Genomic DNA, 21,674 nt, shown 5'->3' on the forward strand with positions numbered 1-21,674 from the left:
TTAAATTAATTGGAAAATATTATGTCAACAATATTTAAATTAATCGTAATTTCCTTTTTGTGCATTATTTCTTTTGAAACTAGTGCACAGAAAGCACAAGCAACAATTGAGGACTTTTTCAAAAACCCTAAATTCTCTAACCTTCAACTCTCTCCTAATGGAAAATACTTGGCAGTTTTGTCTCCAATTAATGAACGTAAAAATATAGTTATACTTGAAACTGACGGGCTAAAAAATGCAAAGCCTATAACAAAGTTTGATGATCAAGATATTAATAGCTTCTCGTGGGCGAATGACGACGAAATTGTTTTTACACTTGATAGCGATGGAAATGAAGCTTTTAGTCTTTATAAAATAAATGTAAATGCTAAAAGGGCAAGAGTTATAGAGTTAGTGGGTTCTAAAGTTGGGTCATCAGGTATTCGTTCAGCAAGTATTGTACATATGCTACCTAATGATCCAGAGCATATCATTATCCAATATAATGGCAGAAATATTAAAGCTCCGGATCTTTATAAATTACCGTTAAATAGTAAGTGGGATCGAAAACGAGAAAGAAATTTCAAGATGGATATTCTTGCTAAAAACCCAGGTGATTTTCAAGGTTGGCTTTTAGATCATGATGGCGAAGTAAGAATAGCCGTTTCTATTAATGCTTTAAAAGGAAAACTTCATTATAAAAATAAAGGAGAAAAAGAATTTCGTGTACTACGTGAATACGATCTTGATGAAGAAAGTATTTCACCTTTAGCTTTTGACTTTGATAACAAAACATTATTTGTAGCGTCAAATATAGATAGAGATACTTTAGCAATTTATCATTTTTACCCAGATAAAAATGAATTAGGCGAATTGATATTTGGCATGCCAGAAGTAGATGTTTCTAATTTAATGTTATCGACTAAGCGTAAAAAATTAATAGGGGTTAGTTACTTAGATGAATACCGTGAAGTAGTTTATTTTGATAAAGAAACTGCAGAGATGATGGCATCATTAGAGAGTGCCTTCAAAAATAAAGTGATTAGTGTGGTAAGCCGATCAGAAGATGAAGTGCTTAATATTGTATATGTTGGCAGTGACACTGACCCTGGGCATTATTACTTATTTGATAAGGTAAAAAATACATTAAAGTCTTTAGTTTCACCAATGGATTGGCTTGATAAGAGTCAACTATCTCCAATGAAACCAATTAGGTTTACTAGTCGCGATGGTTTGACACTTCGTGGTTATTTAACAATTCCAAAAGGTAGTAAGGGTAAAAAGTTACCTTTAATAGTTAATCCTCATGGAGGACCTTATGGTATTCGAGACACTTGGGGTTATAACCCTGAAACACAATTTTTTGCTAGCCGTGGTTATGCAACTGTACAGGTAAACTTTCGGGGGTCTGGTGGATATGGTCGAAAATTTCAGCAAGCAGGATATGGTGGTAAGTGGGGTGCTGAAATGCAAAACGATTTAACCGATACTGTTAAGTATTTAGTAAGCGAAGGTATTGCAGACCCTAAAAAAGTATGTATTTATGGATCAAGCTACGGTGGCTATGCAACGATGGCTGGTCTTACTTTTACACCTGAACTTTACAAGTGTGGTATTAATTATGTTGGTATTACGGATGTTAGCTTGTTATTTGATTCTCTCCCAAAACATTGGGAACCACAAAGAGAGACATTGAAAAAGCAGATTGGCGATCCTAATGATAAAGCGCTAATGAAAAAAATGTCACCGCTTTATCATGTAGATAAAATAGTAGCTCCTTTGATGATAGTTCAGGGTGCTAAAGATCCACGAGTTGTAAAAAAGCATGCAATAAATTTAAGAGACGCATTAGAAGAACGTGGTATCACACTATCTGATGATGAGTGGATTATGAAAGAGAATGAAGGGCACGGATTTCAAAAAGAAGAGAATAAGATAGAACTGTATACTAAAATAGAAAGGTTTCTAGCCAAGCACCTCCAATAGCTTATTTATTGTATTGTAAATATATCTATATATTTTAAGCCGTTCAGCCCTCCTGTTCGGCTTTTTGTCACAAAAAATATTTTTTGTTACTTGGAAGTCAATATAAAAGTAAAAAATATTTTTTTAAATAACGTTTGTTAAATTATAATTTAATTCATTTTAATCAATGGTTTGAATTTAAACTGAATTATTTTGCCAGCTATTGCATTGTTAATTTAGTAAATAAAAACACCTTAAAGTTAATGATATGTTGACCTTTGCGCTACTTAGTGACTAAAATAATTTACGATTAATACATAAAACGCCTTTGCACGGTTTGTATTAGTTAAATAATTATAATTAAGAACTATATATCTCAAGGGAAAATCGAATGATAAATAATAAAGTTTCGAAGGCAGTTCGCTTAGCGATCGCTTTTGGCGCAGTATCAACAGCTGCATTTTCTTCAAGTTCAATTGCTGCAGAAGATGGTCTTGAAAAAGTAGAAAGAATTCAGGTTACAGGTTCTCGTATTAAAAGAACCGACCTAGAAACATCTAGCCCAGTAACAGTAATGACTGCAGAAGAAATTAAATTAAGTGGTTTTACACGTGTTGAAGATGTACTAAACCAACTTCCACAAATTGAAGCTGCACAAAGCTCTTTCTTAGCAAATGGCGCAACAGGTACTGCAACTGTTGATTTACGCGGTTTAGGCTCAAACAGAACTTTAGTGTTAATAAACGGTCGTAGAATGCAAGCGGGTAGTATTACTTCGCAAGTTGCAGATATTAACCAAATTCCAGCATCTCTAATTAAGCGTGTAGATGTATTAACTGGTGGTGCAGCAGCTGTTTACGGTGCTGATGCCGTAGCTGGTGTAGTTAACTTTGTTATGGATGATGAGTTTGATGGTATTTCATTAAATGTGGGTAGCTCAGGCTATCAACACAACAATGATAATAAATATATTCAAGGGCTAATGGATGATAGAGGCTACGACTACGATACTGGTAACACTGGTATTGATGGTAAAGCTTATAGCATCGACTTTACTATTGGTGGTGGGTTTGATGGCGGAAAAGGCCATGCGGTAGGTTATGTTACTTACAACCGTCAAAATGAATTAGTGCAAGGTACTCGTGACTATTCATCATGTGCCTTAGCTGATGATGGCGAATCATGTGGTGGCTCTTCTACATCACCAAATCCTCATTTTGATATTTACCCAGTTGTAGATGGCGTAGTTGACTACGATCAAAGGTTCTTTGGTAACTTAAATCCAAATGGTCAGGGCTTTCTTGAGGATGATGGTACCCGTTATAACTTTGCTCCAGTAAACCATTTTTTACGCCCGAATGAGCGTTTTACGTTTGGTACATTTATTGATTATGAAATAAATGAGCACTTTAGACCATATTTAGAATTTTCATTCATGCACAACAGAACAGCGGGTCAAATAGCTGAGTCTGGTACTTTCTTCAATGAAGAAATTTTGTTTGATTACGATAACCCGTTACTATCTGATCTTCAAAAACAACAGCTACAAACTTTATTTAACCAAGGTGGCGATGATCAATTTGTTGCATACATTGGTAAGCGTAATGTTGAAGGCGGTCCACGAGAAGATAACCTAGAGCATACGTCATACCGCATTTTAACGGGTATGGAAGGTGAAATTAACGATAGCTGGTCTTATGATGTTAGCTATAACTACTCTGCAACAACGTCAAGTTCAGTTTATAAAAATGACTTATTAGCCCCAAAAATTGCTCCACGCGTAGGTGCTGTAGGCACTGAATGTGACGAAGCAGATGATTGTTTATTATATAACGTGTTTGAATTAGACGGTGTAACAGCTGAACAAGCTGCACAATTGGCTGGTGTTGGTATACAAACAGGTTTAGTAACTCAAATTATCTACAGTGGTTATGTATCGGGTGAGTTTGATTGGACTTTACCAACAGCGTCAACACCTATAGCTGCTGTATTTGGTTTTGAGCGTCGTGAGCAAGATTACGAACGTATTTCAGATACTGTATACGAAGAAGGTCAACTGTTAGGTCAAGGTGGTCCATCACCAAGTCTAGAAGGGTCTATTGACGTAAATGAGCTTTACGCTGAATTACAAGTTCCTGTACTTGATGAACTAAATATATCTGCTGCTGCTCGTTGGTCAGATTATTCAACAACTGGTTCAGATACAACATACTCAATTGGTACTGATTACACGTTAGCTGATGCATATAAATTGAGAGCAAGTTATGCAAAAGTAGTGCGAGCACCAAATGTTGGTGAATTATTCTCTGCGCAAAGTATTAGTTTGTGGAGTGGTGTTGATTCTTGTGCTGGTGATTCGCCAGTACTTTCACAAAGTCAGTGTGCTAACACTGGGTTAAGTGCTTCACAGTATGGGAATATAGGTGCATCTCCAGCTAGCCAATATAATCAATTTGCAGGTGGTAATCCGGACCTTGAGCCAGAAGAAGGCGATACAATTACAATTGGTTTAGTTGCCAACCCTTTCGATAACTTTAATTTCTCAATTGATTATTTTAAAATTGAAATTGAAAAAGTAGTTGGCACTATAGGCGCAGAACGTATTGTTGATAACTGTGCTAAAACAGGCGACGCATTCTTCTGTGACAGTGTTTCTCGTAGCCCATCTGGTAGTTTATGGTTAGGGCAATCTGGTTTTGTTACAAATTTGAGTGACAACATTGGCGCACAAACATGGGAAGGCGTTGACTTAACAGCGGGTTACAAAATGGACCTAGAGCAAGGTGCATTAAACTTTGATATTAATGGTTTCTACAGTATTCAAAAAGAAGTTGAGCCAATTTTAGGTGATGCTGATTTAGCTTACGACTGTGCTGGTGTAGTTAGTACAGACTGTTTTGCTTCTCCAAAATGGCGTCACACAGCTAATGTAAATTACCTACGTGATGATTGGCGTGTTGGTGTTAAATGGCGCTATTACGGAACTGTAGATTATGAAGGTTCTACAGATTCATTATTAATTGAAGATGGCGGCATTGAAGCATATAGCTTTATTGATGTTTCTGGTAGCTATTCATATAACGAGCATTTAACCTTTACTGGTGGTATGAATAATATCTTTGATAAAGAGCCACCATTAGTTGGTGGTACAGTATCTTCAAATGCAAATACGATTGCAGGTTTTTATGACTCGTTAGGTCGTTTTGTTCATGCAAGCTTCAATCTGAAGTTCTAATCTGCTTAAATAGCTGAACTATTAAAAGCCCATTTTTATGGGCTTTTTAATGCATATAATTTAATAAAAAAGCATATAACAGCAATAAAGTAATATTGATCTCTGGGGGGGAATTTGTTTTATCTAAGTAGATTTAATTTCGATACTAGATTTTTAAGCTAATGGATTTTGTAATTACTCGTGTGTTATTTAATTAAACCCTCTCTCCTCCATATAGGTCAGATAAAAACTGAGTCAAGTTTTTGTTTACTGCTCATGCCTATTGTTTATATTTCTATCAGGCAATAAATAGTCAATTATTCCTAGAAGGATAATTTTGCAGTGCGCATTTGGTACTTATGCGTGTTTATGTCTATTTGTAAGAAAGAGCCACAATTCATCAAAACCAATACATGTACAAATTAACCTTAGGATATATACATGTTCCAGGCTGACATATTAAAAAATAAATAACGGATGAATGCGCTTAAATACTTGTAGAGCAATCGCTTAACTGTTCGATAAAAAATTGATTGAGAATGAATAAAGCTTTATGTTTTAGTCAATTTTTTTATTTACGTATACGCATATAAATCTCAGGCTAAAGCCTGACGTAAAGTTGGTGATTAAGTCAGTTTAATATGTGTGTATCACTATAGTGATTTATTTTAATACAACATAATCTTTCGGCTAATCATTTAAAATATAATGTCGTAGAAAAATCAATCTATTATGGTAGTTACTTTTATCATCGACTTTCATTTCTGATTAAATATTGCACTACCTCTAAGTTTTATCTAATACTTAAGTTCTTGTTTTTAGGGTTGAATGATCATTAACGCTCCGATAATGGTAAAAATAAATAGTTGGGCTTATACTTAGCTTGAAATTTAAAAGCAAACACTAACAAGCAAGAGAGATATAAATGAAAGAAGTCCGATCTTTTATTAAAACAGCATCATTAACAGATCTTGAAAAAGCGCAACAGCTTATCAATGATGCAATTTCAAAATATACCCAGCAGCAAAAAGCGAAACAGGAAGTTTTGGATCTTTTAAAAGAAAAAGGACTTACGTTAGAGGATTTACAAGATGGATCATCTGATAAACGCACAAAAGTTAAGCCAAAGTACCGTATGGAACTTGATGGTGAAACTATTGAATGGACTGGTCGAGGCCGTCGTCCTAAAGCGTTTGAAGGTGTCGAACTTGAAAAGTTTTTAGCCTAAAGTTAAAGATAAGAGAAACTTCGGTTTCTCTTTTTTGTTTACCTCTCAATTTAAAAAATTAAAGTTTAAATTTCATGGCAGTTCTTTGCTAAAATCACCTCATTAAAATCCAATTGTTTCCCCATGAGCTATAAACTAAGACCTTACCAGCAAGAAGCGGTAGAACGCACCGTTTTACATTTTAGAAAAACGAATGATCCCGCAGTTATTGTTCTTCCCACTGGTGCTGGAAAGAGTTTAGTTATTGCCGAACTTGCGCGAATTGCTAAGCAAAAAATATTAGTACTTGCTCACGTTAAAGAGTTAGTTGAGCAAAATGCCCAAAAATATAAAAGTTTTAATTTAGAGGCGAGTATATTTTCGGCAGGCTTGAAAGAAAAGTCACTTTCTCATCAAGTAACGTTTGCGAGCGTACAGTCTTTGTCTCGCAATTTAGACAAGCTGAATGAGCACTATTCTTTACTTATTATTGATGAATGCCACAGAGTTAATGGCGATAAAAAAAGCCAATACGGTAAAGTGATAAATGCTTTAAAGGAACACAATCCTAAACTAAAAGTGTTGGGTTTAACGGCAACGCCTTTTCGCCTCGGTATGGGTTGGATTTACCATCATCATTATCACGGCTTTGTACGTGGAAATAGCGAGAGTCCTTTTAAAAGCTGTATTTTTGAGTTGCCTTTAAGATACATGATTAAAAACAACTACCTTACACCTCCTAATGAAATTGATGCAGCAATTAGCCATTATGACTTTTCTGCATTGAGCGCTAATGCTTTTGGGCAATATAGTAGTGAGGATATGAACGCGCTGTTAAAAAGCAGTACTCGTGCAACAAAGGCTATTTTAGAACAAGTACTTGAATACAGCGAAACCCGTGAAGGTGTTATGGTTTTTGCTGCAACAGTTATGCACGCGAGAGAAATATTAAGTTACTTACCTGAAGCACAGAGCGCACTTATTACAGGTGATACACCTAACAACGAGCGTGACAAAATTATTAATCAGTTTAAAGCTAAGCAACTAAAATATTTAGTAAATATATCAGTATTAACGACTGGTTTTGATGCGCCTCACGTCGATTTTATCGCTATTTTACGACCGACAGAATCAGTAAGCTTATATCAGCAAATTGTTGGGCGTGGACTTAGGTTATCTGAATCCAAAAAGGATTGCTTAGTAATTGACTATGCAGGTAATGGCTTTGATTTATTCTATCCTGAAGTGGGTGATAAAAAAGGGGATAGTGATAATGATCCTGTACAAGTACTTTGCCCTGGATGTGGCTTTGCTAATATTTTTTGGGGAAAAACTGACTCTGCAGGTAAAGTAATCGAACACTTTGGTAGGCGTTGTAAAGGATTATTAGAGGACGATGATGGACTTAAAGCGCAGTGCGATTACCGCTTTAGATTTAAAGAGTGTGAGGAGTGTGGTGCTCAAAACGATATTGCAGCACGAAAGTGTCATGATTGTGGCGCTATAATGGCAGACCCAGATGATAAGCTAAGAAACGCACTTAATTTAAAAGATGCGTTAGTACTAAGGTGCAGTGGTCTTAGTGTTACTCTTCTAAAAGATGAAATGATTAAAATAACGTATTTTGATGAAGATGGTACAAGTTGTGATGAAGTTTATAATATGGGAAATAAAGGTGCGCAATACATTTTTAATAAACAATTCGGTAAGCGGGTAGGTCACGGGCAAACGCCAAAAGACTTTAACTCGGCACAGCAAGTTATTGATGCACAATTTGATTTGGTTTCACCTGATTTTGTTATTGCTCGTAAAAGTAAAAAATATGGCTGGAAAGTAGCAGATAAGCTATTTGACTATAAAGGGAGTTTTAGAAAGGCAAACCAGTTAAGCCGCTAAGCTTAACTGGTAGAGTCTTCAATGGATGATTAAGCTTCTTCACCATCCATTAAGCCCCAACCATCGCCATAACCATTAAGGCTATTGGCTATGCTTTCAATATATTGCTCTGCTTGACCAAGTAAAGTGTGATCGGGCACCATTTGTACTTGTGCAATAACTTCCCAAACTCCAGTATCTTTACATTTTTCAAGCTTTGCATTTTGTACTAAAGCATCAGATACTATTTCTTTTGAAAACTTTTCAGCATCAACTTCTTTTTCAAATAAAATATAAAAATCTACTTGATGCATTTTACTTAAATCAATACCTTCGGCTGCTATTTCGGCTAAAAGTTGACCATTATCATCATTTGGGAATTGCATTTAAAAACTCACTAAAATTATTTTGTACTTGTTGTTGCCATTGTAACTAAAATAAATGCTTTACGCGTACTAATTTTAACACTTGAGTTAATGCCACGCTCATTATGGCTATGATATTATACTTAATGATAATCAATAAAATTTAAGAATATAAAGTAAGGATATTTACTTGTTCAATTCGTTTTTACGTTGCGTGTGTGTTTTAAGCCTTTTTTTAAGTACGCAATCCTTTGCATCCGAAAAGGTCATTGAAGATTACGAGATCAAAGGGTTAAATGGCGATCTTGAAAATAATGTTGCTCTTTATTTAAAGCAACTCATAGGCGAAAAACCAACACGTACACTTCGTCGTTATGCTAAAACACAAGTTGAAAACAGCATAAAAGCGCTTGGCTATTACAGCCCAGTAGTTGAGGTTGATTTTGATAAAGACGACAGTGATTTAATTGTTAAAGTAGAGCGTGGACCAGCAACTCGAATTGAATTAATCAATATTACCGTAAAGGGTGAAGGTAAAGAGGATGAACAACTTCAATCACTTATAAAAAATACTAGCTTAAAGCAAGGTGATGTATTAAACCATGGTAAATACGATACGGCTCACAAAAAAATAGAGTCTATGTTGTTAGAACTTGGCTATTTTGATGCAAAATGGCCTGCTCGAAAGCTAGAAATTTCGATTCAAAAAAATAGCGCTGTTATTACATTTGTTATTGATACCGGGATTCGTTATCAATTTGGTAATATTGAAATTGCGAGTAATACACCTGCCGAAAAGTATATTCGCTCTATTGCACCTTTTACTCAAGGGCAGCCTTATAAATCAACATTTATAGCAGACTACAACCTTGATTTATCAAGCACTCCTTACTTTGCCAGTGTGCGTGTTTATGCCGACATTGCTGCACGTAAAAATAAGCAGGTTCCAATTAAAGTCGATGTATTACCCAAGCCTGCAAATAGTTACGAGGTTGGTGGCGGTTTTAGCACCGATTTAGGTCCAAAAATACGTTTTAAGTGGTCTAAACCGTGGATCACCGAAGATGGACATTATCTTGAAACAAATTTAAATGTGTCGCAAAAGCAGCAAGATATTTCTATGGCTTATACCGTCCCTGTTGACGATCCTAATGATGATTTATGGCGTTTTTCGGTAGGTTATAAATTAGAAGATGAACTTACAAATGATACTTACAGTGAAATATTAACTGGTCAAGTTCAGCGCCAATGGTTAACTGAAAATAAATGGGTCCGTACAGCCTTTTTACGCCGAGACCAAGAAACCTATCGTATAGGTGATGAAGAAGAAGAGAGTACTGAGATGTTAATGCCCGGCATTAGCTACGCGCGTAAAAAATCAAAAGGTGGAACAACGCCATATTGGGGCGAGCAATGGCTTATATCTGCTGAGTTTGGTTTAGATGATGTGCTCTCCAGTACTAATTTAATAAGAGTGCAATTACAACATGCTTGGTTAAGAACATATTTAGACCGTCATTTAGTGTTTTTGAAAGCTAATGTAGGAGCAATGTTAGTGGATGATATAGACAATGTTCCATATTCACTTCGCTTTTACGCAGGTGGCGATCAAAGTGTTCGTGGCTTTTCGTACCAGTCTATCTCGCCTGAAAATGAAGATGGTGAATTAATTGGTGGTAAGTATTTACTATCAGGCACAATGGAATATAACTACCAGTTTTCCCAAAATTGGAGAGCTGCTTTGTTTGTTGATGGTGGTACAGCAACAAATGACTTTTCGGACCAGTTTGAAGTGGGCGCAGGTTTTGGTTTTCGTTATTTAACACCTGTTGGCCCTGTCAGAATTGATCATGCTTGGGGCTTGACTAAAGAAAGTAAAAGTACTCGTTTAAGTATTACTATAGGGCCTGAAATTTAATGTCAGTATTTAAAAAAATAACAGCGGTTGTTAGTGCCTTATTAGTGACCCTTTTGGTAACACTATTTTGTTTATTATTCACCTCACCTGGTAACCAATTTATTGCTTATAGCGTCAATAAAGCGGTCGATGGTTTAAGCATTGATATTAAAAATGGACGTTTTTTGTATAACGATGCATTTAATGTACGTTTTAATAGTAATGGGCTTGATTTTAATGCTCAACAGTTAAAATTAGATTTATTTTGGTGGCAGTGTGATGGTATATGCATTGACAACTTAAGTGCTAAATCAATAAAACTTACATTACCTCCTTCAGCACCAAGTGAAGAAGAGGCACCAACTGAGCCTCTTGAAAAAATCACTTTACCGTTCAATATTTCATTAAAAAATATTTCTGTGGGGGAGTTTGCTTTAAACCACCCTAGTGCGGATGTAATCGTTAATAACTTTAAGCTATCAGCAAAAGCAGAGGGCTCTGACTTTACAATTAAAAGCTTAACTATTCCAAATGTTGTTGTTGCATTAAAAGAGCAAGCAACACCACAAAAAGTACAAACAAAGCAAATTGCTTCAGCACCTATTACAGAGTTACCGGCATTACCTAATATAGAATTTACCTCGCCGCTTAATATATATATTGAACAATTTGATATTACTAAAGTGACACTTAATCAAGGTGAGCAGCAACACAATATTGAGAATATTGCACTGCAACTTAGTGTAGAGGGTGCAAATATTAACGTGCAGTCTTTATCTGCTAAGTATGAGCAATGGAGTTTAAATACCGAGCTTGATACCCAGCTTGCTGGCAATATGCCAATTAAAGGGCATATTATTGTAAAAAGCGATGAAAACAGCGCTAACCTTCTTTTAAAAGGCGATTTATCAAATCTTAATATTGATTTAGATACTACTGGTCAGTTTCCTTTAAGCCTTTCGGCAACGGCAAACCTTAAACAAAAAAATTATCCTTTTAGTTTAAACGGTAAAATTAACCAATGGCTTATTGATGCACAAAGTAATGAATTAAAAGTGCGCAACGTAAATTTAAGTGCTCAGGGAAATGCCGACGACTATCAATTAAGTGTAACGGGGAATAGTCAATTAGGTGCCTATCCAGCAGTTGATTTAAATACTCAACTCAATGGCTCGCTTACCAATGCAACGCTCAAAACACTTTCAATAAAAGCTAACGATAGTAGTGCAAACATACAAGCAAAAGTTGATTGGCAAAATGGTATTAAAGCTGACTTTACAGGCGCTTTATCTCACTTAAAAGCTCAGTACTTAACAGATGCTGTAACAAGTGATATTTCAGGGCAGTTTAAAGGTGCATTTAATACTAAAGCCGACACTTGGCAGCTGCAAATGAACAATACCAAATTAACAGGTTTACTTAATGATATACCGCTAGAGTTTGCGTCAAACTTTAAGTTAGACAACACTTTAAAAGCAAATATTGATAGTCTCTATTTAAGTAGTGGTGCCAATAAACTAGCGCTTAGTGGTCAAGTTGGTAATAAGTGGGAAGTAGATGGTGTTGTTTCTTTAAAAAGCGATGAGCAAGCCAATATGCCATTTATTGCCAATGGTAAGGCTGATTTAAAAGTACGAGGTGAAAGGCTTACTCCGTCAGTTGATTTAGCGTTAATGCTAGATAATTTTATTTTTAACGAAATACAAGTTAATAAGCTATCGGTAAAAGGGCAGCTAGATACCGCAACTGACTGGCAAACAAACTTAAGCATTAATGTGGACTCAGCGCTTGTTGCTGATCAACAAATTAATAATATTAAAGTTGATGCCAGCGGTGATAAAACGGACCATCAACTTACGGCTTCTGTTGATGCTGAACAAGGTGCGCTAGAGCTTGAAGTGAATGGTAAGCTTAATAACACTATTTGGGACGGCGAGCTAAGTAATATAACGCTTACAGATAAAAAACTAAGCTTTAGTAATACAAAAAAAATAGCCGTAATGTTTGATTCACAAAGTGGAGACTTTGATGTTAGCGCACACTGCTGGGAGTCAAATCAAAGTAAACTGTGTATCGATACATTGTCGCAAACCAAGGCGTTAGGGCAATTTAATGCAACACTTAGTAACTTGTCACTTGAAGAACTTAAACATTTGCTGCCAGAAAACATACGTACTCGAGGCGACATAAAAGGCGACTTTGCTGTTAATTGGCAATCTGGTGCACTTAAAACATTCCGAGCTAATCTAAATTCTAATGAGTTAACAGCGGTACTTACCTCAGAAGAAGACAAATTTAAATTACCTATAGAAACACTTAATATAAGTGCATTTTCAGACTCGCAGGTTGGCAAACTTGAAGCTAATTTAGAGTCGAGTGTACTGGGTAAAATAAATACGCAAATTAATATAGATGATATACAAAATACCCAAGGACTTGATGGCAGTATTAACATTGATAAAATTTTACTCTCAGATCTACAACCTTTTCTTGAAACTTTAGAACAGTTAAAAGGCGATATAAGCGGTAAAGTAGCATTAGCTGGGACGTTAAAAGATCCGTTATTAAACGGAGAACTCAATATTAGCGATATTAATTTAGAAGGCGAACAGTTACCTATCGCGCTACAAAAATCTAATATAAGCGTATTGTTTGATAAAACAAAAGCCACAATTAAAGGCAACTTAAATGACAACCAAGGCGGTAAAATAAACCTAACCGGAGATGTTGATTGGCAAGGCGAGCAGCCAGCTGTAAATGTTGTGGTATTAGGCGATAAGTTTTTTGTTCGTGCGCAGCAGGGCGTTACATTTAAAGTATCGCCTGATTTAAAAATTGGCTTGGCTAATAATGCATTAAAGCTAGTTGGTGAAGTGGTTGTACCTTATGGTCGAATAATGATTGAAGAGCTACCTGAGGGCGCAGTACAAGTAAGCGACGATGAAATTATTATTGATCAGCAAAGTGAAGCAACCGAAAAAGTCCCTTTTAATTACGATGTTGATTTAAAGGTAATTGTTAAAAATGACGTAAAAGTTGAGTCGTTTGGCTTGGAGTCAAAAATTGTGGGTGACTTGGCGATAAAAATGAGCCAAGGCGCTCCTATCATAGCCACTGGCGAGCTTAACCTTATTGATGGCACTTACTTAGCCTTTGGACAAGATTTAATAATTAGGACTGGACAAGTAGGCTTTAGTGGCTCTATTGAGCAGCCGTACTTAAATATAAAAGCAATTCGAAATCCAAGCAACACAGCAAACGATGTGGTTGCTGGGGTAACACTTACTGGTAATGTTGAGCAACCCGTACTTAAAGTGTTTTCAGAACCGGCTATGGATCAAGCGCAAGCTCTTGCATATTTACTTAACGGTCAACCTTTAGGTGGTGGCGAAAACTCATCAAGTGATGCAATGTTAACGCAGTTATTACTCTCTCAGGGCGTTAGCCGTAGTGAGGGGGTTGTATCAAAGGTTGGTGAAACGTTTGGCTTATCTGATGTAAGTTTGAGCTCATCAGGCTCTGGCGATAGCACTAAGGTTGAAATATCAGGCTATGTAGCACCAAGCTTACAAGTTAAATACAGTGTTGGTGTGTTCGATTCATTGAGTGAAGTTGCCGTACGTTATCAATTACTTTCGCAGCTATATATAGAAATAACTAGCGGCCTTTATCAAAACGTTGATGTGCTTTATAAGTTCGATTGGGAATAATTAAAAACTCATAATAACTATAAATAATAACTACAAATAATAAGGAAATTAATTATGAATAAACGCATATTAATAGCGCTGTTGAGCGTGTACTTAAGTGGTTGTAGCTCTCAAGGCGTTGGCAATTTAACTGAACCGAAATTGCCAACATTGACTGCAAACGAAGTAATTGCCAATGCCGCAGACGAAGAGTGGCGAGTTGTTAATAGGCAAAATATTTTAAAAATAAGCCTACCAACAGGTGCTGCATATGTTGAACTAAATTCGCAGTTAGCACCTAAACATACAAGTAATATAAAAAAGTTAGCGCGTGAAGGATTTTATAAAAATACCAGCGTATACAGGTTTGTTGAAGGTTTTGTTGCGCAAGGTGGCGATAGTTCAGGGAAAAAGTTAATTAAAACGGCTGAGAAAACACTCCCTGCTGAATTTTATTTAACGACAAATGAGCCACTTTTAATTACAGAGCTTGAGGGCGATGGGTATGCTGCGGTTACAGGGTTTTTAAACGGCTTTGCCGTTGCGCAAAATGCAGTACATACACAAACTTGGCAAGTACACTGTAATGGCGTTTTTGCTATGGCGCGTGATAATGATATAAACAGCGCAAACACTGAGTTTTTTGTAACAATAGGGCAAGGTCCGCGTTATCTTGATAAAAACATTACAGTATTTGGTCGTGTACTTGAAGGCATGGAGCATTTTAATCGCTTAAAGCGAGTTGCAACAGCTAATGAAGTATTTAACCCTATTGCAGATATACATGTTCTTGCAGATGTTAAAAGCGATAGAAGCACATTTAAAGTACTGAAAACTGATTCATCTGCTTTTAAACGTTTAATTACAGCCAGACAAAACCGCAGTGAGCCTTGGTTTATTAAAAAATATAACTATGTTGATGTATGCGGTATGCCAATCCCAACTAAGCGTGGTAGTTAACAGCTTTAATGTTTATAACAAAAAAGGAGCCATGGCTCCTTTTTGTATTTGGACTAAACGCTGCTTAAAACTTTATTGTCGATTAATTTTAACCGAAAACGGTGTGTCATTATTATGCGTTGAACGATATGGGTTTATATCTAGCCCACCACGGCGTGTGTAGCGTGCATAGACCTCTAATTCTTTAATATTGAGCTGTGTAGTTAAATCACTATAAATACGCTCTACGCACTGCTCATGGAATTCGTTGTGCGTTCTAAATGAAATTAAATAACGTAATAACGACTCCCTACATACCTGCTCACCAGTATATCTAATAATAATACTTGCCCAATCAGGTTGAGAGGTTATTAAGCAGTTCGATTTAAGTAAATGACTGTGCAGTGTTTCACTTACCACCTTATCGTTTTGTGACTGAAGCGAGTTTGCATCAATATGGTAGTTATCAATTTCAATGTCTAAGTCATCAATGCATTCGCCAGGTAGTGAAGTGCAAGGTAAACAATTAAAATCATCAGCGCTATAAAGGGTTACTTTTACAGGGCTATTTACTGCGTTTGATAAGTCATTAATAAGATGTTGTTTTACTACATCACGACTTTCAAAGCGACTTTGATTAAAACTATTTAAATAGAGCTTAAACGATTTTGACTCAATAATATGACTGCTCTGACATTCAAAAATAAATAATGCCACGGCAACTTGTGGTTTACCTTTTGAGTTTAACCAAGAAAGTTCGTAGCCGGTCCAAATATCTTGACCTTTAAAAGGGAGTGCAGCTTCGTCAATATTTAAAGCATCACGATTTAACTTGCGGGCAATAGGGAAAAGCAAGCTGGGTGTGTACTGATCAACATATTCGGTAGATTGGCCTAATACGCTGCCTTTAAGGTCTGGAGAATTGCTGTAATCTGTCATGTTTGCTCTTAAATAGTTACAATGGGCACATTATATCTAATTTTAATGAGTTTCACAGTATGTCTGTAGCATTGCATTTAGCCCAACTTCATAAACAATTTAGTGAAAAAAGCCTTAAAAACACCTCAAAGTATCCACTTATGATGCATGATGAACAATGGGCAAGCCCATGTGAATTAGGAGAAGTGGACGAGCAAGGCTTTATACAATGGCAAGGTACTTTGCAGCAGCCAGCAAGATCATTAAACGATTTAGCTAACGCATTAGATCTTTCATTCCCGGCTGACCTAAGTACGTTTTATGGGCATATGTACGGCGGCAGTATTTTAGCCACTATTGACGGTCACCAAGTAGAGCTATTACAAGCGTGGAACGAAGAGGACTTTGATTTATTACAGCAAAATATTACTGGTCATGTATTAATGAAACGCAAACTTAAGCAACCAGAAACTGTATTTATTGGTTTAACAGACCAAGATGATTTACTTGTTAGTGTTTTAATACAAACAGGCGAAGTATGTTTAGAACATGTAGGTAAAAAAACGCATCACGTTTTAGCTGCTAATATTGAAGAGTTTATGAAAGCGTTAGTGGGTTGATTTTTATAACTTAGCTTTTTAAAAACCAGTTAAATGTAAATTTAGCATCTAACTGGTTTGTGTGTTTATTGAAAATCCCACGAAATATTTGATACCAAACCACATGGCTCACATCTAAAATCAAACAATCCAAACCATGATTCTGGTAACTTCCAATCACCATTGCAGCTTGGGCATTTTCGTTCAAGTTCAGACTTTTTATCTGCACCGCCTACGCGATATAAGTAATAGTAAACAGGTTTTTTGGTTAAAAAACTAATTCGTTTAGTAATGTCTTTTCCGCGACGATATAAATCACTTTTTATACTCGAAATTTCCTCAAGTGCCGGAAACTCACAACGCGTAGCACCATTAATCTGAATTTGGTCACAGGCTTGCCAATCTTCCTGCCATTTTATTAGCGTTTTATAATCACCATTAGCAATAGCCGGAATATGAAATAACGGCACCGGTAAAAAATCATCTCCACAGTAAAGCGGGCTACAAGTATGAACATAAGTAGTATATAAAATATAACTCGAAGGCTCTTTGCAACAGTCAGCGCCGTTTGAGTGAATATCTTGACCAATAACTTTTACTTTTGGTGCGAGTAACCCTGCGGTATGTAACTTCTCAATACTGTGTTTAACAAAAGGGCTGTTATTAAGCGGGTGCATTGCATCCTCTGTAGGGCACATAACACGAGTAATAAAGTAACCGTCTTTTAATACAGTTGGAAATTCTTCACCCATTATTTGACCGTTAAAACGCAATGCATTAACCAAGCGATTTATTGCTTGTTCGGCTTGTTCTAAAGTGGTGTCTTGGTAGCAATCAAATGTTAAATCAACAACGAACATTTATAGTCTCAAATTATTTTTTTTCTAGCAGGGCAAGTAACTGATCGAGTTTTTGCTCAATTCTATCAAGTTGGTTTGTTTTAGGCCCGGTATTGCCTGCCTGTTGTGGGTTTCTCATAAAGTTATTAATTGAATCAGGGTTATTTTTATATTGGCTCACTGCAGCAATAATCATTGGCATTGGCACTGGTTGTGCCAAACGAGCTTTTGTTAGTGCTACAGTCGGGATTTTGCCTTCATCAAGAAGGGCTTTAATTGCATCAAATACAACTGAATTCATTAGATTTATAACTCTTTAATAAAATAAATACGCAGCTTGTAACCGCAGCGTAGGTGCTATGTTAGCAATAAATAGAGGTGGGTACATTAACTAACGTACCAAATAAACTTATTTAATTTAAACTCGGGTTTAGAGGTTTATTAAGATATTGAACTAAAAAAGTCTTTTCAGTTCAATATCTCCAGAGCAGATTATTTGTTTTGACGAATGCGAACATCTAACTCATCAATTATTTCACTCCAATCACCATCTTGTTCAAGCGATTCGGCTAAAAAGTGTTGTTGAGCTTCATCCCAGAAAGGGGCGTTTTGTAGTAATGTAGTATCTTCAAGTTTATGAGAGGCAATAAATTCATCTATTTGCGATTCAGAGTTAGGTAAACCAAGCTGTGCAAATAGTGTGTTTATGTCGTGTTTTGTCGTGTCCATGATATTGCTCCTTGTAGTGAATGAAAACTAATACTAAAAATAAGGTACTCCTAACTAGTTAAACTCTCGCTGAATTTACGGTTAATTACCTTAAATATTAATTATTTTAGGTATATAGTTAACTTGAGACCAAATTTAAGTAAAGCTTAATTTATGAATAAAAAGTAAGCCTTTAACAACTGTAAGGCGTAGTAATAAGTAATACAAGGATAAAGGAAATACAATGACTGCAATCACACCAATCGATACATTAAGCGTACAATATTTAGCATCAGAGGATATTAGTACGGCTGCAAGTCTAATTTACCAGGCTTATCATGACGATCCTGTATTACAAAATATGCTTAGTTATAGCGAAGATGATAAATCGGTATATGAGAAAAAGTTACGTTCGTTAATTCGAGAAGAACTCAGTAGTTTTTGGCAAGAAAAACAGCCACTGATTGGTCTATACCGTAATGATAAGTTAAAAGGTGTTGCATGTGTGTTTGCATCTAACAGCCAACTACAAGCACAACGCTATTGGCACTGGCGTTTAAAGCTAATGCTGAGCGCAGGTTATTTGCAAACAAATCAATTGATAGAAAAAGAGCAAACTATTCGTGATGCGTTAAAAGAGCAAGGTAATTATTACTTTTTAGCTTTTATAGCTGTTGATCCACGTTTCCATGGACAGGGGTTCGGTCGGTATTTATTAAGAGGGCTGGATGATTTGGTTAAATCTAACAAAGAGTCTACAGGTATTGCCGTTTTTGTTACGCGAAAAGAGCACAAAGTACTTTTCAAAACAGAAGGTTTTACATCGTTTAAACAGCTTACTTTTAACCGTGTTGACGGAGAACTGCTGTTTAAATCAACAGTATCGTTAATTGAGTAAAATAAACATTGTGAGCATATGCGCCGGATCGGACATTCGACCGTGAGATATATCTCACATTGTCGTGAGCATTATCAGTAAAAGACCTCCATTAGGAGGTCTTTTTTACTTTAACTAACTGTTATTAATTAACTATTTAAATTTTGCATATTTGTGACAAATAATTATTTAATGTTAAGTGCTATTACTGAAGCCCATTTGCTTTAAACTTCACTTTGTCAAGACGACATAGCTTAATGATTAAGTTACTGCCAAGGATACGGAATAGGCAACATAGCAGATGCTAGCAAGAAGCAAAAAGGACAAGTTTACACGGATGGCAAGGATGGTTGAGGATATGCAGGATGCATAAAGTGGCAGGAGCTACTTAAAGGATTACCATGGATGATGTTACAGGATGTAGCCGAGCGTTAGTTTACGTTTGATAGCCAAGATGGCAATAGGATATGCAGGATGCATAAAGTGGCAGGAGCTACTTAAAGGATTACCACGGATGATGCTGCAGATGCAGCCGAGCGTTAGTTTACGTACGATAGCCAAGACGGCAATAGGATATGCAGGATGCATAAAGTGGCAGGAGCTACTTAAAGGATTACCACGGATGATGCTGCAGATGTAGCCGAGCGTTAGTTTACGTTTGATAGCCAGGATGGCGAAGGGATATTGCGGTATGCAATGTGAGGGTAAACAGGGTTGTTTACTCGTTCAGGGGATGATAATACGGATTTATAGATAATGGATATCTAGCAGGATGCAGTCCAATTGGGGCGTAACTTTAGTTACGCCTTAGTTTTTTGTGTTTGAATAAATTTAATTTAGCCCTAAATTAAATCCACTTATAATTTAAATTTTATGCGGTGGAACAACCACACTTTTTAATAATTCATTTTCCATAATAAGCACGCCTTGATAAGCATTTTCACCATCACTAGAAAATTCAAATATAAATTCGCTTTTTATCCCAGGTTTACTGTCTTTTAAAAAACCAAAACGACGTTTAGCACATGCAACGCTCATTAACTGAACCTGCAATTGTTCACTTTGACGTTTAGCATGAGCATTAGCAGCCTCTGCAATTTTTCGATTAAGCCAAAATAAGTAAATTACACTACCAATGAGTATGAACGTCCATAAACTTGCCATTTAAGAGAATAACCTTCCGATTGCACGCGCGAGGGTTTCGCTACGATTTTCTTTTCGTAATAAGCCTAATAAATGCGGGCGAATAGTGGGTATTGCAACTAAGTCTGCAAAAATACTTGGAAATAGTTCTTCAATTTGTTGATGATGTGCACAGTTATCCATAAATATATGTAAACGCTCGGGGTTTTCTAATTGAGTAAAACAACGCCCAGCAATTGTTAATAACACGTCTGAATCTTGTCCTACAGGTGAGCTTAATACGTTATCTACTAATTGAGCGCATAACCCTTGAGCCTGACCTTTTGAAATAGCTCTAAGTGCTGAGGTTATAGCTATGGTATCTTTATTATCGATAGCTGTTTGTGCATAATCAACAAGTAATTCACTTATCGATGTTGGTATTTCTACATGCTCAAGCATAGCACTGAGTGGCTGTAGTACCTCAACTGGTAAATGCGACCATGCTTTTTTGAGATTGCTTAAGTTTGTATCGCTATCTAATCGCAGCGCAAAGTCCGCAATACCTTGTAATGCAACACTCTGCCAATTATCAAAGCCAATTTTACCGCTAAAATACAATTGTGCATGTTCGTAATATTGTGATGCTGGTTGTTTTAGTAGGACTTTTATTTGGGCGTTAAATGCAGCTAACTTATTTGCGTTTGGTGTAAAAATATATGGGTTATTATCGAGCTTACCATCGGCTTGTTCTCCCGTAATTTCAGTGCCTAATGCTTGAATAACCATATCGGCAAAGTGATCGCGACTAGCACTTACAAGCATGCTTTGCTCATCAACTGGGAACTTTAAAAACCATACATACGGTTCTTTACTGGCTTTAACATCCCAAAACTGAATAGCTAACCAAGCATGACCAGCAAGAGGGTAAGGATAAGGAACTTGTGCTTGTTCAATAGCTAAAAATTGTTTTTTATCAAGCTTAGTAATATGCCTGCCAATATCAAAAGCACGCCATTGAGTACCCGCGTTATCTAAAAGCTGCCCTAATGTAGCTATTTGTTCACTCATCGTATTCTCAACTGTTTTTACTGCAAAATTACATTAATTATACGACATAGCTGCTTATGAGGGAACAGGGTATAATTGTATAACATATATAAAAGAGGGTGGTTATGTACCAGCAAACCCAAGCTTATTTAGAGCAATTAAAGTCGCTTTTAAAAAAGCATCAGCTTTGGCAAAGTGAGCCAATAGCTCCTGAGTTATTACAATCTAATGTACCATTTTGTCACGATACTATTGTATTTGAGCAGTGGTTACAGTTTGTATTTATTGAAAAAGTTGAGCTGTTAATTAACTGTAAGCAACCCTTACCGCGTAATTTTGCGATTGCACCTATGGCGCAAATGACACTTATTAATAAAAATGGCAGCGATGAAATTATTGAAATATTAACAGCCCTAGATACATTTTTAGGA

16 protein-coding genes and 1 pseudogene are annotated in these 21,674 nt (G+C 36.3%); 10 read left to right on the forward strand and 7 right to left on the reverse strand.

All coding sequences use genetic code 11. From position 1 onward, the window contains the following. Window positions 1-21 precede the first annotated feature (21 nt). From I6F65_RS01420 to I6F65_RS01435, 4 genes are all read left to right on the forward strand, one after another. Window positions 22-1,965 carry a S9 family peptidase gene (locus tag I6F65_RS01420; protein WP_197111169.1) on the forward strand — a complete coding sequence of 648 codons (1,944 nt, stop codon included), beginning with the start codon at window positions 22-24 and terminating at the stop codon, window positions 1,963-1,965. Between the two features lie 370 nt (window positions 1,966-2,335). After that, the gene (locus I6F65_RS01425; protein ID WP_197111170.1) at window positions 2,336-5,179 is read left to right on the forward strand and encodes a TonB-dependent receptor; all 2,844 of its coding nucleotides are present in this window, start codon (window positions 2,336-2,338) and stop codon (window positions 5,177-5,179) included. A 904-nt stretch (window positions 5,180-6,083) separates the two neighbouring features. Next, window positions 6,084-6,386, forward strand: coding sequence for an H-NS family nucleoid-associated regulatory protein (locus tag I6F65_RS01430; RefSeq protein WP_024612595.1), 303 nt, complete (start codon window positions 6,084-6,086; stop codon window positions 6,384-6,386). A gap of 123 nt (window positions 6,387-6,509) precedes the next feature. Beyond that, the gene (locus tag I6F65_RS01435) at window positions 6,510-8,261 is read left to right on the forward strand and encodes a DEAD/DEAH box helicase (protein WP_024612594.1); all 1,752 of its coding nucleotides are present in this window, start codon (window positions 6,510-6,512) and stop codon (window positions 8,259-8,261) included. Between the two features lie 29 nt (window positions 8,262-8,290). Here I6F65_RS01435 and I6F65_RS01440 read toward each other — a convergent pair whose 3' ends face one another. After that, window positions 8,291-8,626, reverse strand: a complete 336-nt coding sequence (locus tag I6F65_RS01440) for a ribonuclease E inhibitor RraB (RefSeq protein WP_024612593.1) — start codon at window positions 8,624-8,626, stop codon at window positions 8,291-8,293. 169 nt (window positions 8,627-8,795) lie between these two features. Here I6F65_RS01440 and I6F65_RS01445 point away from each other — a divergent pair, with 169 nt between their 5' ends. The 3 genes from I6F65_RS01445 to I6F65_RS01455 are packed head-to-tail and all read left to right on the forward strand — an operon-like array spanning window position 8,796 to window position 15,151. Continuing rightward, the gene (locus tag I6F65_RS01445) at window positions 8,796-10,523 is read left to right on the forward strand and encodes an autotransporter assembly complex family protein (RefSeq protein WP_197111171.1); all 1,728 of its coding nucleotides are present in this window, start codon (window positions 8,796-8,798) and stop codon (window positions 10,521-10,523) included. Continuing rightward, window positions 10,523-14,212: a translocation/assembly module TamB domain-containing protein gene (locus I6F65_RS01450; protein WP_197111172.1), complete on the forward strand. Its 3,690-nt coding sequence runs from the start codon at window positions 10,523-10,525 to the stop codon at window positions 14,210-14,212. The genes I6F65_RS01445 and I6F65_RS01450 overlap by 1 nt, the downstream gene beginning before the upstream one ends. A 54-nt stretch (window positions 14,213-14,266) precedes the next feature. Further along, window positions 14,267-15,151, forward strand: a complete 885-nt coding sequence (locus tag I6F65_RS01455) for a peptidylprolyl isomerase (protein ID WP_197111173.1) — start codon at window positions 14,267-14,269, stop codon at window positions 15,149-15,151. 72 nt (window positions 15,152-15,223) lie between these two features. Here I6F65_RS01455 and queF read toward each other — a convergent pair whose 3' ends face one another. Then, window positions 15,224-16,069 (reverse strand): NADPH-dependent 7-cyano-7-deazaguanine reductase QueF, encoded by an 846-nt coding sequence (queF, locus tag I6F65_RS01460; RefSeq protein ID WP_197111175.1) that lies wholly within the window; start codon window positions 16,067-16,069, stop codon window positions 15,224-15,226. A gap of 59 nt (window positions 16,070-16,128) precedes the next feature. Here queF and syd point away from each other — a divergent pair, with 59 nt between their 5' ends. After that, a complete protein-coding gene (gene syd / locus I6F65_RS01465; protein WP_197111177.1) occupies window positions 16,129-16,668 on the forward strand; it encodes a SecY-interacting protein in 540 nt (179 codons plus the stop codon). A 65-nt stretch (window positions 16,669-16,733) separates the two neighbouring features. On the opposite strand, the gene I6F65_RS01470 is transcribed toward syd, so the two are convergent. The 3 genes from I6F65_RS01470 to I6F65_RS01480 all read right to left on the reverse strand — a co-directional run bounded on the left by I6F65_RS01470 (window position 16,734) and on the right by I6F65_RS01480 (window position 18,215). Beyond that, on the reverse strand, window positions 16,734-17,507 hold the full coding sequence (locus I6F65_RS01470) for a Zn-ribbon-containing protein (protein ID WP_024612587.1): 774 nt from the start codon (window positions 17,505-17,507) through the stop codon (window positions 16,734-16,736). A 13-nt stretch (window positions 17,508-17,520) separates the two neighbouring features. Continuing rightward, window positions 17,521-17,787: a hypothetical protein gene (locus I6F65_RS01475; protein ID WP_024612586.1), complete on the reverse strand. Its 267-nt coding sequence runs from the start codon at window positions 17,785-17,787 to the stop codon at window positions 17,521-17,523. Window positions 17,788-17,978: 191 nt separating this feature from the next. Further along, a complete protein-coding gene (locus tag I6F65_RS01480; protein WP_024612585.1) occupies window positions 17,979-18,215 on the reverse strand; it encodes a DUF2789 domain-containing protein in 237 nt (78 codons plus the stop codon). A 223-nt stretch (window positions 18,216-18,438) separates the two neighbouring features. On the opposite strand from I6F65_RS01480, the gene I6F65_RS01485 reads away from it, so the two are divergent. Beyond that, window positions 18,439-19,092, forward strand: a complete 654-nt coding sequence (locus tag I6F65_RS01485) for a GNAT family N-acetyltransferase (protein ID WP_197111179.1) — start codon at window positions 18,439-18,441, stop codon at window positions 19,090-19,092. Window positions 19,093-19,935: 843 nt separating this feature from the next. On the opposite strand, the gene I6F65_RS01490 is transcribed toward I6F65_RS01485, so the two are convergent. Then, window positions 19,936-20,235: a DUF3301 domain-containing protein gene (locus I6F65_RS01490; RefSeq protein ID WP_024612069.1), complete on the reverse strand. Its 300-nt coding sequence runs from the start codon at window positions 20,233-20,235 to the stop codon at window positions 19,936-19,938. Then, window positions 20,236-21,264, reverse strand: coding sequence for a DUF3549 family protein (locus I6F65_RS01495; RefSeq protein WP_197111180.1), 1,029 nt, complete (start codon window positions 21,262-21,264; stop codon window positions 20,236-20,238). Between the two features lie 104 nt (window positions 21,265-21,368). On the opposite strand from I6F65_RS01495, the pseudogene I6F65_RS21680 reads away from it, so the two are divergent. Further along, window positions 21,369-21,653, forward strand: a pseudogene (locus tag I6F65_RS21680) (YqcC family protein); the annotation flags it as partial. Window positions 21,654-21,674 lie beyond the last annotated feature (21 nt).

Source organism: Pseudoalteromonas sp. SWXJZ94C (genome assembly GCF_015864385.1).
Classification (GTDB): Bacteria; Pseudomonadota; Gammaproteobacteria; order Enterobacterales; family Alteromonadaceae; genus Pseudoalteromonas.

Bases quoted from the DNA above. Each gene is read 5' to 3' on its own strand.
- I6F65_RS01470 (WP_024612587.1), bottom strand. From the start codon at position 17,507: ATGTTCGTTGTTGATTTAACATTTGATTGCTACCAAGACACCACTTTA.
- I6F65_RS01495 (WP_197111180.1), bottom strand. From the start codon at position 21,264: ATGAGTGAACAAATAGCTACATTAGGGCAGCTTTTAGATAACGCGGGT.
- I6F65_RS01480 (WP_024612585.1), bottom strand. From the start codon at position 18,215: ATGGACACGACAAAACACGACATAAACACACTATTTGCACAGCTTGGT.
- I6F65_RS01435 (WP_024612594.1), top strand. From the start codon at position 6,510: ATGAGCTATAAACTAAGACCTTACCAGCAAGAAGCGGTAGAACGCACC.
- I6F65_RS01420 (WP_197111169.1), top strand. From the start codon at position 22: ATGTCAACAATATTTAAATTAATCGTAATTTCCTTTTTGTGCATTATT.
- I6F65_RS01475 (WP_024612586.1), bottom strand. From the start codon at position 17,787: ATGAATTCAGTTGTATTTGATGCAATTAAAGCCCTTCTTGATGAAGGC.
- queF (WP_197111175.1), bottom strand. From the start codon at position 16,069: ATGACAGATTACAGCAATTCTCCAGACCTTAAAGGCAGCGTATTAGGC.
- syd (WP_197111177.1), top strand. From the start codon at position 16,129: ATGTCTGTAGCATTGCATTTAGCCCAACTTCATAAACAATTTAGTGAA.
- I6F65_RS01450 (WP_197111172.1), top strand. From the start codon at position 10,523: ATGTCAGTATTTAAAAAAATAACAGCGGTTGTTAGTGCCTTATTAGTG.
- I6F65_RS01430 (WP_024612595.1), top strand. From the start codon at position 6,084: ATGAAAGAAGTCCGATCTTTTATTAAAACAGCATCATTAACAGATCTT.
- I6F65_RS01455 (WP_197111173.1), top strand. From the start codon at position 14,267: ATGAATAAACGCATATTAATAGCGCTGTTGAGCGTGTACTTAAGTGGT.
- I6F65_RS01440 (WP_024612593.1), bottom strand. From the start codon at position 8,626: ATGCAATTCCCAAATGATGATAATGGTCAACTTTTAGCCGAAATAGCA.
- I6F65_RS01425 (WP_197111170.1), top strand. From the start codon at position 2,336: ATGATAAATAATAAAGTTTCGAAGGCAGTTCGCTTAGCGATCGCTTTT.
- I6F65_RS01485 (WP_197111179.1), top strand. From the start codon at position 18,439: ATGACTGCAATCACACCAATCGATACATTAAGCGTACAATATTTAGCA.
- I6F65_RS01490 (WP_024612069.1), bottom strand. From the start codon at position 20,235: ATGGCAAGTTTATGGACGTTCATACTCATTGGTAGTGTAATTTACTTA.